The organism is Psychrobacter raelei (assembly GCF_022631235.3).
GTDB classification, from domain to species: domain Bacteria; phylum Pseudomonadota; class Gammaproteobacteria; order Pseudomonadales; family Moraxellaceae; genus Psychrobacter; species Psychrobacter raelei.
In genome coordinates this window covers 666,896-681,578 of the sequence record NZ_CP093310.2, presented here as the reverse complement: position 1 = coordinate 681,578, position 14,683 = coordinate 666,896, and the positions used below count along the sequence as shown (strand labels likewise).

The 14,683-nt window shown below is 45.4% G+C and carries 15 protein-coding genes; 2 read left to right on the top strand and 13 right to left on the bottom strand.

Annotation, left to right across the window (positions count from 1 at the left end):
- Window positions 1-64 precede the first annotated feature (64 nt).
- Complete coding sequence (gene murJ / locus MN210_RS02915; protein ID WP_110816139.1) at window positions 65-1,615, top strand: murein biosynthesis integral membrane protein MurJ; 1,551 nt, start codon at window positions 65-67, stop codon at window positions 1,613-1,615.
- A gap of 83 nt (window positions 1,616-1,698) precedes the next feature.
- Here murJ and MN210_RS02910 read toward each other — a convergent pair whose 3' ends face one another.
- A complete protein-coding gene (locus MN210_RS02910) occupies window positions 1,699-1,977 on the bottom strand; it encodes a type B 50S ribosomal protein L31 (RefSeq protein WP_011959789.1) in 279 nt (92 codons plus the stop codon).
- A gap of 278 nt (window positions 1,978-2,255) precedes the next feature.
- Window positions 2,256-3,575, bottom strand: a complete 1,320-nt coding sequence (locus tag MN210_RS02905) for an EcsC family protein (RefSeq protein WP_338412516.1) — start codon at window positions 3,573-3,575, stop codon at window positions 2,256-2,258.
- A gap of 466 nt (window positions 3,576-4,041) precedes the next feature.
- Between MN210_RS02905 and MN210_RS02900 the strand changes: the two genes are divergently transcribed.
- Entirely contained in the window at window positions 4,042-5,745 is a 1,704-nt protein-coding gene (locus MN210_RS02900; protein ID WP_338412515.1) for an anthranilate synthase component I family protein, read from the top strand.
- Window positions 5,746-5,893: 148 nt separating this feature from the next.
- Here MN210_RS02900 and hisC read toward each other — a convergent pair whose 3' ends face one another.
- The 11 genes from hisC to MN210_RS02845 all read right to left on the bottom strand — a co-directional run bounded on the left by hisC (window position 5,894) and on the right by MN210_RS02845 (window position 14,669).
- On the bottom strand, window positions 5,894-6,997 hold the full coding sequence (hisC, locus tag MN210_RS02895) for a histidinol-phosphate transaminase (RefSeq protein WP_338412514.1): 1,104 nt from the start codon (window positions 6,995-6,997) through the stop codon (window positions 5,894-5,896).
- Window positions 6,998-7,323: 326 nt separating this feature from the next.
- Window positions 7,324-8,616, bottom strand: coding sequence for a histidinol dehydrogenase (gene hisD, locus MN210_RS02890; protein ID WP_338412513.1), 1,293 nt, complete (start codon window positions 8,614-8,616; stop codon window positions 7,324-7,326).
- Between the two features lie 190 nt (window positions 8,617-8,806).
- Window positions 8,807-9,478 (bottom strand): ATP phosphoribosyltransferase, encoded by a 672-nt coding sequence (hisG, locus tag MN210_RS02885; RefSeq protein ID WP_011959784.1) that lies wholly within the window; start codon window positions 9,476-9,478, stop codon window positions 8,807-8,809.
- Window positions 9,479-9,531: 53 nt separating this feature from the next.
- Window positions 9,532-10,830, bottom strand: a complete 1,299-nt coding sequence (gene murA, locus MN210_RS02880; protein WP_155586576.1) for a UDP-N-acetylglucosamine 1-carboxyvinyltransferase — start codon at window positions 10,828-10,830, stop codon at window positions 9,532-9,534.
- Window positions 10,831-11,011: 181 nt separating this feature from the next.
- Window positions 11,012-11,266 carry a BolA family protein gene (locus MN210_RS02875; protein ID WP_011959782.1) on the bottom strand — a complete coding sequence of 85 codons (255 nt, stop codon included), beginning with the start codon at window positions 11,264-11,266 and terminating at the stop codon, window positions 11,012-11,014.
- Between the two features lie 291 nt (window positions 11,267-11,557).
- Entirely contained in the window at window positions 11,558-12,472 is a 915-nt protein-coding gene (locus MN210_RS02870; RefSeq protein WP_338412512.1) for an alpha/beta hydrolase, read from the bottom strand.
- A 77-nt stretch (window positions 12,473-12,549) separates the two neighbouring features.
- On the bottom strand, window positions 12,550-13,422 hold the full coding sequence (locus MN210_RS02865; protein ID WP_110816133.1) for a BON domain-containing protein: 873 nt from the start codon (window positions 13,420-13,422) through the stop codon (window positions 12,550-12,552).
- 173 nt (window positions 13,423-13,595) lie between these two features.
- Window positions 13,596-13,757 (bottom strand): PDDEXK family nuclease, encoded by a 162-nt coding sequence (locus tag MN210_RS02860; protein ID WP_338412815.1) that lies wholly within the window; start codon window positions 13,755-13,757, stop codon window positions 13,596-13,598.
- Window positions 13,758-13,911: 154 nt separating this feature from the next.
- Window positions 13,912-14,103, bottom strand: coding sequence for a hypothetical protein (locus MN210_RS02855; protein WP_241879151.1), 192 nt, complete (start codon window positions 14,101-14,103; stop codon window positions 13,912-13,914).
- The gene (locus MN210_RS02850) at window positions 14,100-14,459 is read right to left on the bottom strand and encodes a hypothetical protein (protein WP_241879150.1); all 360 of its coding nucleotides are present in this window, start codon (window positions 14,457-14,459) and stop codon (window positions 14,100-14,102) included. The genes MN210_RS02855 and MN210_RS02850 overlap by 4 nt, the downstream gene beginning before the upstream one ends.
- 69 nt (window positions 14,460-14,528) lie before the next feature.
- Window positions 14,529-14,669 (bottom strand): hypothetical protein, encoded by a 141-nt coding sequence (locus MN210_RS02845; RefSeq protein ID WP_241879149.1) that lies wholly within the window; start codon window positions 14,667-14,669, stop codon window positions 14,529-14,531.
- Window positions 14,670-14,683 lie beyond the last annotated feature (14 nt).

Below are 14,683 nucleotides of genomic sequence, written 5' to 3'. Positions count from 1 at the left end.
GCCAGTTTTTTATAATTTTAAAACCCAATGAAACCTATTTTAAACAAACAGGTATTGAGATTACATGGCAAAAAGTAAACTGTTTCGCTCGACAATGATTGTCAGCTCCATGACCATGCTCTCACGTATTCTAGGCCTTGTGCGCGACATGGTCCTAATGAGTGTGTTTGGTGCTGGTGGCCTGATGGATGCTTTTTTGGTGGCATTCAAGATTCCAAACTTTCTACGCCGTCTCTTCGCTGAAGGCGCCTTTAGTCAAGCTTTTGTTCCTGTCTTATCTGAATACAAAGAGCGCCGTACCCTACAAGAAGTACAGATTTTAATCAGCCGCACCTCAGGTGCGCTATTGATGATTTTATCTATGCTAACGGTAGTGGTTATGTTGGCAGCGCCATGGGTAGTCAGTTTATTTGCGCCAGGTTTTGCTGAGGACCCCAATAAGTTTAACACCACCACCGAGCTACTGCGTTTAACCTTCCCCTATTTGCTGTTTATTTCTATGACCGCCTTTGCCGGTAGTATTTTGCAAAGCTATGGACGTTTTGCTGCGCCTGCTGTAGCCCCTGTCCTGCTTAACTTAAGTATGATTGCGGCCGCTCTCATTTTTGCGCCTATGTTTGATAAACCGATTATGGCTTTAGGTTACGCCGTTGCCATAGCAGGTCTATTACAGTTTTTTATCCAATTGCCGCAGTTGTATCAGCAAAAACTGCTGGTGCCGCCCAAGATTGATTTTCAGCACGAAGGGGTGCGCCGCATCTTAAAACTGATGTTACCGGCCATCTTTGGTGTTTCAGTCACTCAAATTAACTTGCTGCTTAACACCATCTTGGCATCATTAATGATCACCGGTTCGGTTTCTTGGTTATATGGCGCTGAGCGTTTGACCGAATTGCCTTTGGGTTTAATTGGGGTCGCCATTGGTACCGTTATTTTGCCAAGCCTGTCTACCAGTGAAGCCAAAAAAGATGATGTCAGCTTCCGTAAGACCTTAGACTGGGCGGCTCGATTAATTATTGTGGTGGGTCTGCCAGCAGCGTGTGCTTTATTTGTGTTGTCTGATGTATTGATGCAGACGCTATTTATGCGTGGTGAGTTTTCTTTACGCGATGCTAATATGAGTGGCTTTGCGCTACGAAGTATGTCTGGCGGCATCTTAGGCTTTATGCTCATTAAAATCTTTGCGCCCGCTTTCTTCGCCCGTCAAGACACCAAGACTCCAGTGAAAATTGGTATTATCACTGTGATTGCTAACATGATATTTAGCTTAATCTTCGTGGGTCTGTTTTATCTGCTCAAACTGCCTTTGCATGGCGGTCTGGCATTGGCCACCACAGCCGCTTCTTTCGTCAACGCAGGTCTACTGTACTATCTTCTGCATAAGCGCAACTTTTACCGCTTTGGCCCACAGTGGAAAAAGCTGTTTGCTCAGTTTGCCATATCTAGCTTATTGATGGTGATTGCGCTGTATTTAATGCTCCCCTACTTCCCCACTCATGCTTCACAGTGGCATCGCGTCTTTGCTTTATTGCTAATCTGTGCCGTGGGTGCGCTGGTATATGGTGTGGTGCTACTGGCATCAGGCTTCCGTCCTCGTCAATTAAAACATGGCTAACGGATAGTTTATATAATAAAAAAACCACCGTAAAAAACGGTGGTTTTTTTTGCTTAAAACTTAAAGCAGAATAATTTAAATCATTACTCAGCGTCAGTTTTCTTAGCCTTGCTACGGCCACCAAACGCACCAAAGCGTTTGTTGAAGCTTGCAACACGACCTTCGTTAGAAGTTTTGCGTTGTTCGCCAGTGTAGAAAGGATGAGAAGCGCTAGAGATATCTAGTGGGTAGTAAGGATATTCTTTACCTTCATACTCACGAGTAGCTTTAGTTTTAGCAGTTGAACGGGTTAAGAAGAACACGTCAGCGTTAGTGTCGTGGAATAATACTTCTTGGTATTCTGGGTGGATATCTTTACGCATAATTAATTCTCTCTATGTCCGATATACAGCAAAGCTGTATTTAACTGAGGCACTAAACGCATTAGCTGTTAGCTATCATGTCACTGGCTCATTCCAGCACACAACACCAACCACCTGCTATTCTAGCCTTCCTCAGCGGGAAGTTAAGGCGGTAATTTTACAGAGTTATACCGCATGATGCAAGGTGGTATTAAACAATACTCACCTTACGTCACGCCCTGACCTGTCTAAACGGTTATTAAGCCAAAATAAGCTTATTAAATTATCAAGCTATTAGGCTATTTGGCTTGATCTTTTTTAGCGTCATTTTTAGCGTCATTGGCAGTTGTTGACTCAGCGTCTTTTTTGGCAGGTTGCCCCTCTTGTGTGTGAAAGTCATAGCTTTCTTGGGTTTCTGCACCTTTGGTGGGATCTGTAGGCTCTTCACCGAATTGATCGGCCACGTCATCGCTTACTTCAGTTTTTTTATCAGCCTTAGTTTGCTTATTGTCAGCATTGTTGTCAGCGTTTTTGTCAGCTGCTTCATCAGCGCTTTGTGTTTTAGCCTCACTATCGTTTTTAGCAGGCTGCTTTTTATCGGCAGCTTTTTCTGACGCGTTGTCTGATTGATCCTCTTCATGGGTCGCATCCGTTAACGCCTGCTTCGCCACAATAGGCTCTGGACCAAATGTTGCCTTGGCCACACCGATAACTTGATCAATCAAATGGCTGTTGTAATGTACCGTAGTTCCCACAGCCACAAGCGGTAAGAATTTGCCCATCCAGCTGATATTAATGCTGTCTAAGTCGAAGTTAAACTGCTCTGCTAACTTATCCACTTGTTTGGCATAAAACTCAATATTACTGCCAGCAATGCCTAAGCCTTTTGAAAGCTCACTACGTAGACCCGTATTATCTGCATTGCTAATTAAACCTTTGGCCACACCTAGCGCTGCTAAAATCGTCTGTTTTTCTTGCATTTTGCTTAAGTCAGCGCTGCCAATCACCGCATACGCCATTTTAATACCTTGCTTACCGGTTAAGGGTTTATCATACACAGTGGCCAACTGATAAACCGTGCGTAGTGATACCAAAAGCAACCACAGCGTATCAGCCAACATACCCGGTAGACCAGCCAGACCCGTTACGCCGCCTATAGTAGCCAAAGCACGGTTTTGGTTGGCTATATCACGTGCCAACGCATTGCGCTCTTGATCGCTTAACGTCTGAATGCCCTCAAAGCGCTGCTCGCGTGGTAAATCGATTTCACTCCATGTGGCAGCCAATTTTGCCACTTGTGAAAATACGCTGTCAGACGCCTTTTGATAAATACTGTTTGGCACAACTTTTTTGGCATACTTGCCATAAGTCGCAAAGCGCTTACCCAATAGCTGCTCTGAGGTCTTAATGGTTTGTTGGCTTAACAAGTTGCTGGCCGTGCTGGTTTTGTAGTCAGATAAATCGACCGCTTTAAATTGACTGGCTTTGCCTGATTTGGCACTTAAACTGTCAAGCATAGAGCCAAAACGCTCTAAATTATTGCGTGCCACATGGCCTAATACGTCTAGACCGGTTACAACTGCTTTGCTTTTTTTTGAACTTTTTGATTGCTTAGCCATAAAATATTCTTCCTGAATGAGTAAAAATTAAAGGTAAATAGCGAATAAAAATAAGCCTTAAAGTGCCGTTATGGATAATGGCTGAGTATTGTTAAACTTGGTGCGGCTCATGTCGCGATCTACAATATTGCTGTAGCCTATGTTCGCCTTATTGATATGAGCACTTATTATATTAGCACTTATACATTAGTCTATATTACAGACAGCCACTTGTGCCTAGCAAATGTTAAGCTTAGTTATTACCAAATGATATGTAATTGTAAGCAAGATATCAGTTTAAACAGTGTTATCAGCGATTGGCACAATGTAAAATAGCCGGCATTTTACGTATGTTGTTTGTGGCACTTGATGTATGGTATCCGTTAACTTTTAGCAGCCGAAAATGGCCATCACCTGTGCCCAACTGTCTATAGGTATGGTTGTTATCCAACAATACCACAGCCCTTTTTACTTTTATTGAGCGTTTATGATTTACCACACCTTTTCATTTGATAACCTGCCGGCGCATCAGCTTGTGCCTTATCTGATAGATTTTGTTGAGCAGTGCGCTGAGCGTCATCTGCCTTGGCATGTATGCTGGCTTAATAATCAAGGCAGCCCTGTGGTAGGTTTATTGCCAAAAAAATCCTGGAGCGTCTCGCCCATCACACAGTCCCATAACCTCAAGTCCTCTGCGCTGAACGTAGAGGTGACCGTATATAACCGCCCACAAGATCAAGCATCACAAGCCGCCACCCAAATGGTTACAACGCGGCACATGGGTTATGAGCAGTGGATAAGTGAGCTGATTGAATATGCCACTGTGCATAAAAAAGCTGATAACAAGGCTCATAATGGCGGCAACTATAGCGCACACAGCATCAATAAACCTCACGAAAGCTGTGCTTATCACAATGGTCTGATGGGCTTTATTGGTTATGACATAGCGGCCAAAGCACTTAGTCCCAAGTCAGATATCGGCTTGGCCGAGCAGCCGGCAGCCTTCTTGGGTCATTATGATATTTATTTGACCCCAACGCCCCAAGGCTGGCAGCTGCACACACAGCCGGCGTGCCCTCAGCAAGCTATCAACAAAGTTATGACCTATTTGCAGGCATTTGAGGCGCAGCTGTCCTCAAGGCAAAAAAAACAATTGGCATCACCTTTGCTTGCCTTAGACCCTATCTGGGATGTTGAGGGTTATCGCTCTGCCTTTGAGCAAACCCAACACTATTTATATCAAGGCGACAGCTATCAGATTAACTTAACCCAAAAGTGGCAAGGACAATTGCCCAGCGCTTTGCATGCTCAAAATGATGACAGTGCAAAAAATCACTCTCCGACGCAGGCGACTGCCACCAGCGATACCGATACCTATTTCCCGTCAGATAGCCCCATTCGTTTGGTCAATTACCTGCCCCAGCTACATCAGCAAACACAGGCACCTTTTGCCGGCTATCTCTGCATTACGCAGCTCACAAAACAGGCTAAACACTCTGACATCCCTGCCCCATCAGGTGGTCATCCCTTTGCTGCATTTGAATTGTTAAGCTGTTCGCCTGAGCTGTTTGTGTGGTTTGATAACGATCATCAAGGCCAATCACAAATTCTAACCAAACCTATCAAAGGTACGCTGCCAAGAGGCAAAACACCCGAGCAAGATGACACGCTCAAGCAGCAATTGGCCATGAGCGAAAAAGACAAAGCCGAAAACGTAATGATTGTAGACTTGCTGCGTAATGACTTGGGCAAATATGCGCAAATAGGCAGCGTCAAAGTCCCCAAACTGTTTGCCATCGAAAGCTTTAGCAACGTGCACCATATGGTCAGCTCCATCACTGCCACCATTAAGCCTGAGCACCATCCATTAACTGTATTATTCGACAGCTTACCGGCAGGATCTATTACTGGCACCCCAAAAAAGCGTGCGGTGGAGATTATTAGTGAGCTAGAAGTGGCGCCACGAGGAGCCTATTGCGGAACATTGGGCTTTATGAACTTCTCTGGCAATGGACAGTGGAATGTGCTGATTCGATCCTTGCAAGCTGATCATCAAGGCAACGTGGCGTTGTGGGCAGGCGGCGGTATTACCGTGGGCTCTGAGTGCCAATCAGAATATCAAGAGTGTCATGATAAGGTGGGCAACTTGCGACACATCTTAAATCCGCAGCCCTCTAAATCTACGCCATAGACACACCTCATTTTATTTTTACCTACAAAAAAGACAAAAAGAAAAGGACACCGATAAGGGTGTCCTTTTTTATGCATGTCTTGCTAAATGGCCATGCAATCAAGGCAGAAAGACAAGACAAAAAGGCAAGGCAGAAAGACAATACGGATTAACCAGCCATCTGCTGTAAGGCGCCAATCAAACGTCGGTTTTGCTCAGCGGTACCCACAGTAATGCGCAAATATTCATTAATTCTTGGCTGATTAAAATAACGCACGATAATGCCTTGCTCACGCAGCTGCTGGGCGACTTCACTGGCATTGCCCTGCTGTGGGCGAGCAAACACAAAGTTGGCTTGTGATGGCAATACCGTGAAGTTAAGCGAGCTTAATTGCTCAATTAGCTGTTCGCGTAGCGCAATAACTTGCTCACAGGTACTCTTAAAATACAACTCATCTTCTACACTGGCTAAGGCTCCCGCTTGTGCCAAACGGTCTAGTGGATAGCTATTAAAGCTGTTTTTCATGCGGGTTAACGCTTCAATTAATGAAGGATTACCAAAAGCCATACCCACACGCAGCCCTGCCAATGAGCGTGATTTTGAGAAGGTTTGGGTAACCAGTAGATTATCATGCGTCTCAATTAAGCGGATGGCTGACGCCTGCTCGGTACTGGCAAAATCAATATAAGCCTCATCAATCACAATCACTGCATTGGGGTGCTCAGTGGCTAGCTTGTCAATGGCCTCAAGTGACATTAAGATACCAGTGGGCGCATTGGGGTTAGCAATAATAATGCCTGAGCAAGGCTGACGATAATCATCAGTCTCAATACTAAAATCATCACGCAATGGGATTTTTACTAAATCAATGCCAAAAGTATCGGCGTATACCGGATAAAAACTATAGCTGATATCCGGCGCCAATAATGGGCGCTCTTTCATAAAAAAGCTGGCAAATACTAGCGCCAAAACCTCATCTGAGCCATTACCAACAAAGACTTGATTGAGATGTAAATCATAAGCATCAGCCAAAGCCTGCCTTAATGCATCAGACTCAGGTGCCGGATACAGACGCAATTGATCACCGCCATGACTTAAAGCGGCCGTAATGGCCTCTACAACTTTGGGGGAAGGCGGAAACGGGTTTTCGTTGGTATTTAGCTTGCACAAATTATCGTGCTTGGGCTGCTCTCCGGGTACATAGGGGTTTAAATTACGTGCTTTTGTAGACCACAATCGCGTATCAAGTTTAAATTCCATAGTCTTTATCATCTTTTTATAAGGGGTGATATGAAGTGTGGCCAGCCATCACAATACGCAATAACTTGGTCTTACTCACTTCATTCAATTAAGATATTAAGGGCAAGTTCAAAGCAAATAGCACAGCTTATCTTAGCACGCCCGCCCCAAGTAAACGATAATAATCCACCAAAAAACAACACCCATAAGGCATTAAACGACAGTTAGTGTCACTTTACAGCGCCCTTATGACCCAGTCATTTTGATCAAGACGCCACGACCATAAGTACCTATGCTAAATAGGCCAATTCCACCAAACGGGTGTCAATGAATTACAAGCTGCAGATAAGCGTGTTAAATTAGCTGCGGTAACGTGCCGAACGGGCATGCGCCTCTAAGTCCTCTTGCATTGCTAAAGTATCTGCTATCTGTGCCAGTGGCTTTGAGCCTTCAGCTGAGCAGTAGATAATAGAGGATTTTTTCTGAAAGTCATACACCCCAAGCGGTGAGGAAAAGCGTGCAGTACCAGAAGTCGGCAGCACATGGTTAGGGCCTGCGCAATAATCACCAATGGCCTCAGGGGTGTGACGACCCATAAAGATGGCGCCAGCATGACGAATATCTGCCAGCACATCATCGGGCTTATCAAGTGACAATTCTAAATGCTCAGGGGCAATACGATTAATTAAAGCCAGACCCTCAGCACGGTCTTTTACCAAAATAAGTGCACCACGGTTTTGTAGTGCTTCACGGGCGATATCCGCTTTGGGCAACCGCTCAAGGGCATTGTCAATGGCCGTAGCAACCTCATTTAATTGCTGCTCGCTGGTGGTCACAAAGATCGCCTGCGCCACTGTATCGTGCTCCGCTTGAGACAATAGATCCATCGCCAACCAGTCGGCATTGTCCGCCGCCTCACCTTCGGCATACACTAAAACTTCAGAGGGACCGGCAATCATATCGATGCCCACTTGACCGAATACCGCACGCTTGGCTGCGGCCACATACTTATTGCCTGGCCCAGTAATCTTGTCCACTTGCGCGATGCTATCTGTACCATAAGCCAATGCCGCTACTGCTTGCGCGCCGCCAATGGTAAAGACTTTATCTACGCCAGATAAATAAGCGGCTGCCAATACCAAGGGATTCAGCTCGCCCTTTGGCGCTGGCACCACCATAATCACCTCGGCCACGCCAGCGACCTTAGCAGGTACCGCATTCATAAGTACTGACGAGGGATAAGAGGCCAGCCCACCGGGCACATAGATACCCACTCTATCTAGCGGCGTCACTTTTTGTCCCAGACGGTTGCCCAGTGCATCGGTATAATCCCAGCTTGGCTGTACTTGGCGCTGATGAAAATCTTTAATACGCTCAGCAGCTGTCTTTAGAGCGGCTTTAATCGGCTCATCTAATTGACCAAAAGCTTGTTTTAAAGCGTCTGGCGTTAAGACTAACTGCTGCATACTCGTTGCAGGGTGAGCATCAAACTTTTGGGTCAGTGCCAGTACCGCTGCATCACCCCCATGACGTACTTGATGGATAATGTCATCAACAGTAGCCAGTAGCTCTTTATCATTCACAGTTTCAAAGGCAAGCAAGTCGGTAAGCTGCTGCTCAAAATTGGGGTCGGTGCTGGTCAAAGTACGCATGAAAAATCCTCAAAAAATAAGGTTATACCAAAAGGGCTTATGTTTACTAAGCACTAAGCATCAGTGTCTTACAAAGTCATATAAGAACACTTAAAAAAAAACCAGTGTATCACGCAAAACTGCTAGGTTTTGCCCTACACTGGTTTAAATATCAATAATAGCAAGTGGTTATCAATGCTCTATGTCCGTACTAATCACCAATACTTTGCTTAAAGCTGTCTAAAATTGGCTCAAGCAGGCTGTATTTACGCTTGTAGCTGACCTGATTGACAATCAGACGTGACGAGACATCGCAAATGTGATCAAGCGGCTCAAGGCCGTTAGCACGTAAAGTATTGCCGGTATCGACCACGTCGACAATTAAATCACCTAGGCCAACCAAAGGCGCCAGCTCCATCGAGCCATACAGCTTGATGATATCTACTTGCTGACCTTGACTGGCAAAATATGCACGCGCCACATTGACATATTTGGTAGCAATACGCAGGCGACGATTGGGCAACGCCACACCTTTAATGCCTGCAGTCATCAGTTTACACTGAGCAATTTTTAGATCCAGCAGCTCATACACGTGTTTGGCGCCATACTCTAACAACACATCTTTACCCGCTACGCCGAAGTCGGCCGCCCCGTGCTCTACATAGGTTGGCACATCACTGGCCCGCAGAATCAGTACCCGAACCTTGTCATGTGAGGTGGGAAAAATCAGTTTGCGAGATTTATCTGGGTCCTCTAAAAGCTCGATACCTGCCGCTTTTAGCAAAGGCAGCGTCTCTTTTAGAATACGCCCTTTAGATAATGCCAAAGTTAGACCATCATAGTCACTATCGGCTTGGTTTAATATTTCATTTGTTTCAGTCATAGTCGGGTATGTCTTAATAAGATGAGAGTATTTTTGTTATAACCAAGCGGGCTTTAGTCATCCAAGCTATCGGCTTCTGCTGCATCAGTTACCGGATTGACACGTTCGATATTTACCCCAAGGCCACGTAGCTTTTCCTCTACGTTTTCATAGCCACGGTCAATATGATAAATACGGTCAATCAGCGTCTCGCCTTCGGCAGCAGCCGCGGCCATTACCAGTGACATTGAGGCGCGTAAGTCAGTGGCCATAACTGGTGCCGCATTGAAGCTATCCACACCACGGATAATGGCTGTGTGACCGTCAACTTGGATATCTGCGCCCATGCGCTTAAGCTCTGGCACATGCATATAGCGGTTTTCAAAGATGTTTTCGCTAATGGTGCTGGTGCCCTCTGCTAAGCAGCATACCGCCATTAATTGGGCCTGCATGTCGGTTGGGAAGCCTGGGTGTGGCTGGGTACGAATATCAACTGGCTTGGGGCGGCCGGTCATTTGAGCACGAATCCAGTCATCACCTGTGGTAATAATGGCGCCCATTTCTTCAAACTTTTGTAGCACAGGCTGTAATAACGCCGGGTCAGTATTCTTAGTAGTCACATCACCTTCAGTCATCAAAGCGCCTGCCAAATAAGATCCGGTCTCGATGCGATCAGGCACCACGGAGTACTCACAGCCCTGTAGGCTGTCTACACCTTCAATGGTCAAGGTAGCCGTGCCAATACCGCTAATCTTAGCGCCCATAGCCACCAACATATTGGCCAAATCAACCACTTCTGGCTCACGTGCGCAGTTCTCTAATACCGTGGTGCCTTTGGCTAAAGTGGCGGCAATCAGCACATTTTCTGTACCACCCACTGTTACCATATCGAAGCTGAACTCACAGCCAATCAAGCGGCCACCTTCAGGGGCGCGGGCTTTAACATAGCCGTTTTCTACAGTGATCTCCGCACCCATTGCTTTAAAGGCTTTTAGATGCTGATCCACTGGACGTGAGCCGATAGCGCAGCCACCAGGCAGTGATACTTCAGCTTCACCAAAGCGGGCCAACAAAGGACCTAAAACCAAGATAGAGGCACGCATGGTTTTTACCAGCTCATAAGGGGCAAAGTAGTTTTCGATGGTGCTGGTGTCACAGGTTACCGTATCGCCTTGCTTTTCAATACGAATGCCAAGTCCTGCAATCAGCTTGATTAACGTGCGCACATCTTGTAGTGAAGGCACATTATTCAATGTTGTCGGCGTCTCTGCCAATATCATGGCAGCAAGAAGTGGCAAGGCGGCATTTTTTGCGCCTGAGATGGTGACTTCGCCTGCAATGCGGCTGCGGCCGGTGATTAAGAATTGGTCCATTGAATACTGTCCTAAACGATTGTTTCAATAAAAATTACACTAAATAAGTGACTAAAAATACAAAGGGTGCCGGTAAATAAGACAACACTGACCATCAAAAATACTATGACTAAAGATAAGGTCAAGCGCTCAGTTAAATACCGCTAATATAAGAGTGATGGTATCAGCTCGTCATCAGCCCCTATTGACCTGCTTGTTTGGCTTCCCACTCTTGGGGGGTCAAGGCTTGGATATTTAACGCATGAATCTCACCGCTGGCGATAATGTCATTGACCAAGCCATAAATTGCTTGCTGGCGTTGTACCAAACGTTTGCCTTCAAAGCTTGCATCCACAACACGCACATCAAATTTATTGCCTTGATTTGCCGCTTGAATAAAAGCTTCTGGGAAATGGGGCTGTAAAAATGCGATTAAATCGTCCGCGTTCATGCTCATGAAAACTACCTATAATTTTATTGGGTGAATGTGTTCGCTGTCGCTAAAATGTGTTCGCTGTCGCTAAATAGGCAAATAACCTAAAGCCTGCTATAAGTTTTTGATTATAGCAAGGGTTGCGGTTATTTACCTAATAGATGTTGGCAGATGGCTGAGGCTAGGTCGTTTATCAAGGTATAACATTCGATATCCTCATATGTCCTGCCTGAGTTTTTTAAGCCCTGTTGTCTGCCATTTATTTGCCTGCCTTTTAGTAGAAGTGGCCGCTTTACTGTTCATTAAGCGTGCCCGCTATAAGGTGTCATGTAAATAATCAAGTAGCTGCCGACGTACCGGATTAACCCAGGTTAAGGTGGTGGCCATGGCCCCAATACTGGTTGCATGACTGGCCCCATCAATCTGCTCTACTGTCACTTTTGCACCTGCGTTTTGTAGCGCTTGGGTCATGTTCTGAGTATTGCTAATGTGTACCACTTTATCATTTTGTGCTGTCATTAATAGATAAGGTGGCTGCTTGCCACTGCTGCCCGCTTTAATCAACCGATCAGGCATCACCTCATCTGGCGTGGCCTCGGCAGGGAATACAATGCGCGATGAGAACTTTCTAAAGTCATAGCTATAAGGACCGGCCATACCCACCACAGCCTTTATGTCGCTTGGCTGTAAACCATAAGCTGCTAAAAAATCGGCATTAGACACAGCCGCCACTACATTAAAAGCGCCAGCAGAATGACCAATGACAGCCATTTTATTGGCATCGGCAAAAAACTTAGCCGCATTTTGATGCGACCAAGCAATGGCCTTGGCCGTATCTTGCACAAAATCTGGATAAATATGCTCAGGTGCTTTGCGATAATTGATGACCGCAGTGACATAACCGGCCTGAGCTAAGCTTTCTCCAACAAATCTGTACTGCTCTTTATTGCCACTCTCCCAAGAGCCACCATGCACGAACACCACCAACGGGTAATTGGCAGCAGGCGTGTCATTGTTGCGTATCGCTTGGGTCAAAGCTTTGGGGTAATACACATCCAAATCCTGCTCAGGTTCGCTGCCATAAGCCAAATCTTTAATGACGCTTACACCGCCATTAGGGGTCACAGCATTTAACAGGCCGAGTACAGAGGCAGCATTTGCCGTCTGTATCGACATCCAAATAACCGCTCCGCCAGCCAGTGAATAGCTGAGTTTTTTATAATTTAGCATAGACTCTACTTAGATTGTTGATTAGAAGATATGGTGTGGCTCAAAAGATAATCTGCCTACGGCTCGATTAGTATGCTCTACCAACCACTCACATCTTGCTTGTACATCTCAATATAAGGACTCGGATACACCTGCGAGTTTTGAGTGGTCGACGCCTCAGCTGTCGGTGCAGCAGGCGCAGTCTCTGGTGCTTGATACTCAGGTGCAACTTGAGCCGGCGGCGCATAGTTTTGGGTATCTACGGGGGCAGCCTGAGCAGGTGGCTGCTCTGTATAGACCGGTGCAGGTGGCTCAAGCCCCGTCTCTTGTGTGATGCTGCTTTCGTCAATTACGGCCCCATTATCATCAATCAACTGATTGAGCAGAACCAACTCTTTAATACCTACCGTGCTATTGATGATATTAATTAAGTGACTGCGCTGCGCTGGGGTCAATTTACCTAAAATATAGACAATGCCATCATCAGTAACCACCTTAACTTGGCTGCTGCTTAGGGCATTATTGGCCAATATCTTGGCATTTACCTTGGAGCTAATATAAGCATCATGCACCGTATAACTGGTGCCTTTTTGGTTCCCCACAGTCAGCTTGTTATAAAACTGTTTTACATCTGGCATGGAGGACACAATCGTCTCTACCTGCTGCTTAGTCTGCTCATCTGGCACCTCGCCGGTCACCAGCACCGTGCTATAAAAGCTGTCGACACTGATGCGGCTGCGCTGATACAAAGTGGGATCAATACGGCTAATATTAATTTTTGCGGTATTTTCAATACTTTTATCCAAAATACGCTGAGCTAAAGTGCGGTCGGTCACCGCCACCCCAAACGAATCATCAGATGAATTAAAAGATTGTATACTGGCGCAGCCAGAAAGTAGGCCTGCACTTAGTGCCACAGCCACAGTGGTGCGCTGGATTATCTTATTGCCGAATAGCCAAGAACTTACCATTTTATAATGTCCTTATTTATAGCTTAGTGCTTCATAACATTGACTTTTAATTTTGCGATTTTAAGCGGTACGGTTAGGGGTGCGCTTTTAAAAAGTTTAGCTGCTAGTTTACCGCTAATAACTTACGCTGCATTGAACATTTGGTAACAAAAGCGTAGCCTCTGTTGGCTATTTTACCAAGCAGGCGCCAAAAATGCCCCTTGTAGCCACTCTGACTGTAGCGGCTCCCCTTGGCCGGATCGGCCTGTTCGCTCAGTAAACCCCACCACATCAAAGCGGCACTCAAAATCGGCATATTCAGGATGATGACGCAAAAAATAGCGTGCGGTTTTGATCAGTTTTTTTTGTTTACTGCGGGTGATTGTAGCCGGTCGCGTAAAATGAGAATTGCAACCAGTTAAAATAGGAACAAAAAAACCAGTTAAAACGGTCTTTAAACGTTCCCATTTTAACTGGTTTTTTATTACTCTGTGTTATTTAAAATCACTCCTATAGAGGGCTATCAGTTTTAATCCACCTCAATCCATCCCACTGCCATTGGTTGCGGTAATCTGGCGGCGGCTGTAACGTAAATCCCAGCCGCTTGTTTTCTACATCTGCAATCAATGTATCAGCATCGCCTTTATCTTCGTATAAAAACGCAAGATTGTTAGGATTGTAGACGTATATCTTAATAATCATCGTTTTACTCCCGTTGCTGTCAATGTTAGGCCCGTAACACTATGTTGATGATGCACATAGCTTGATGTTGATGATGCCGCCTGGAATACATATGTTACACTTTTGCCGACAGGTGGATTGACATCTAAATAAGGAGCAAGCGCCATAAAATATTGAGACCACGATACCGTTGAGTTTCCAGTAAATGGCGCCATACCGCCCATTGTCGTTTCTCTGACAATTTCATCTTCAAGACCTTCTATCCTGCGTATTATTCGCACAGTGAAATAATACGTACGACCTTCTTTTGCATATATTACTAAATTAAAATTTTCAGCGTATCCATTTACTAAAATACTGCCGCTCGAATTTTTCATATTAATTGTGATTTCGCCCAGCTCAGATATAAACTCTGTACCTCGTTCGCCTTGAGGTTCGCCCGCCCATTAGCTGTTGATTGCTATAGCATGTGCTGGCGCTGCTACTACTTGAGCCAATGCTGTTGACATCAGTACTAACAATGCTGCAATTACCCACAGCATACGTTTTTTAAGACGTATGCCTTGAGTTAAAATCTTTTTGAGCATATCGCCCCCTTATT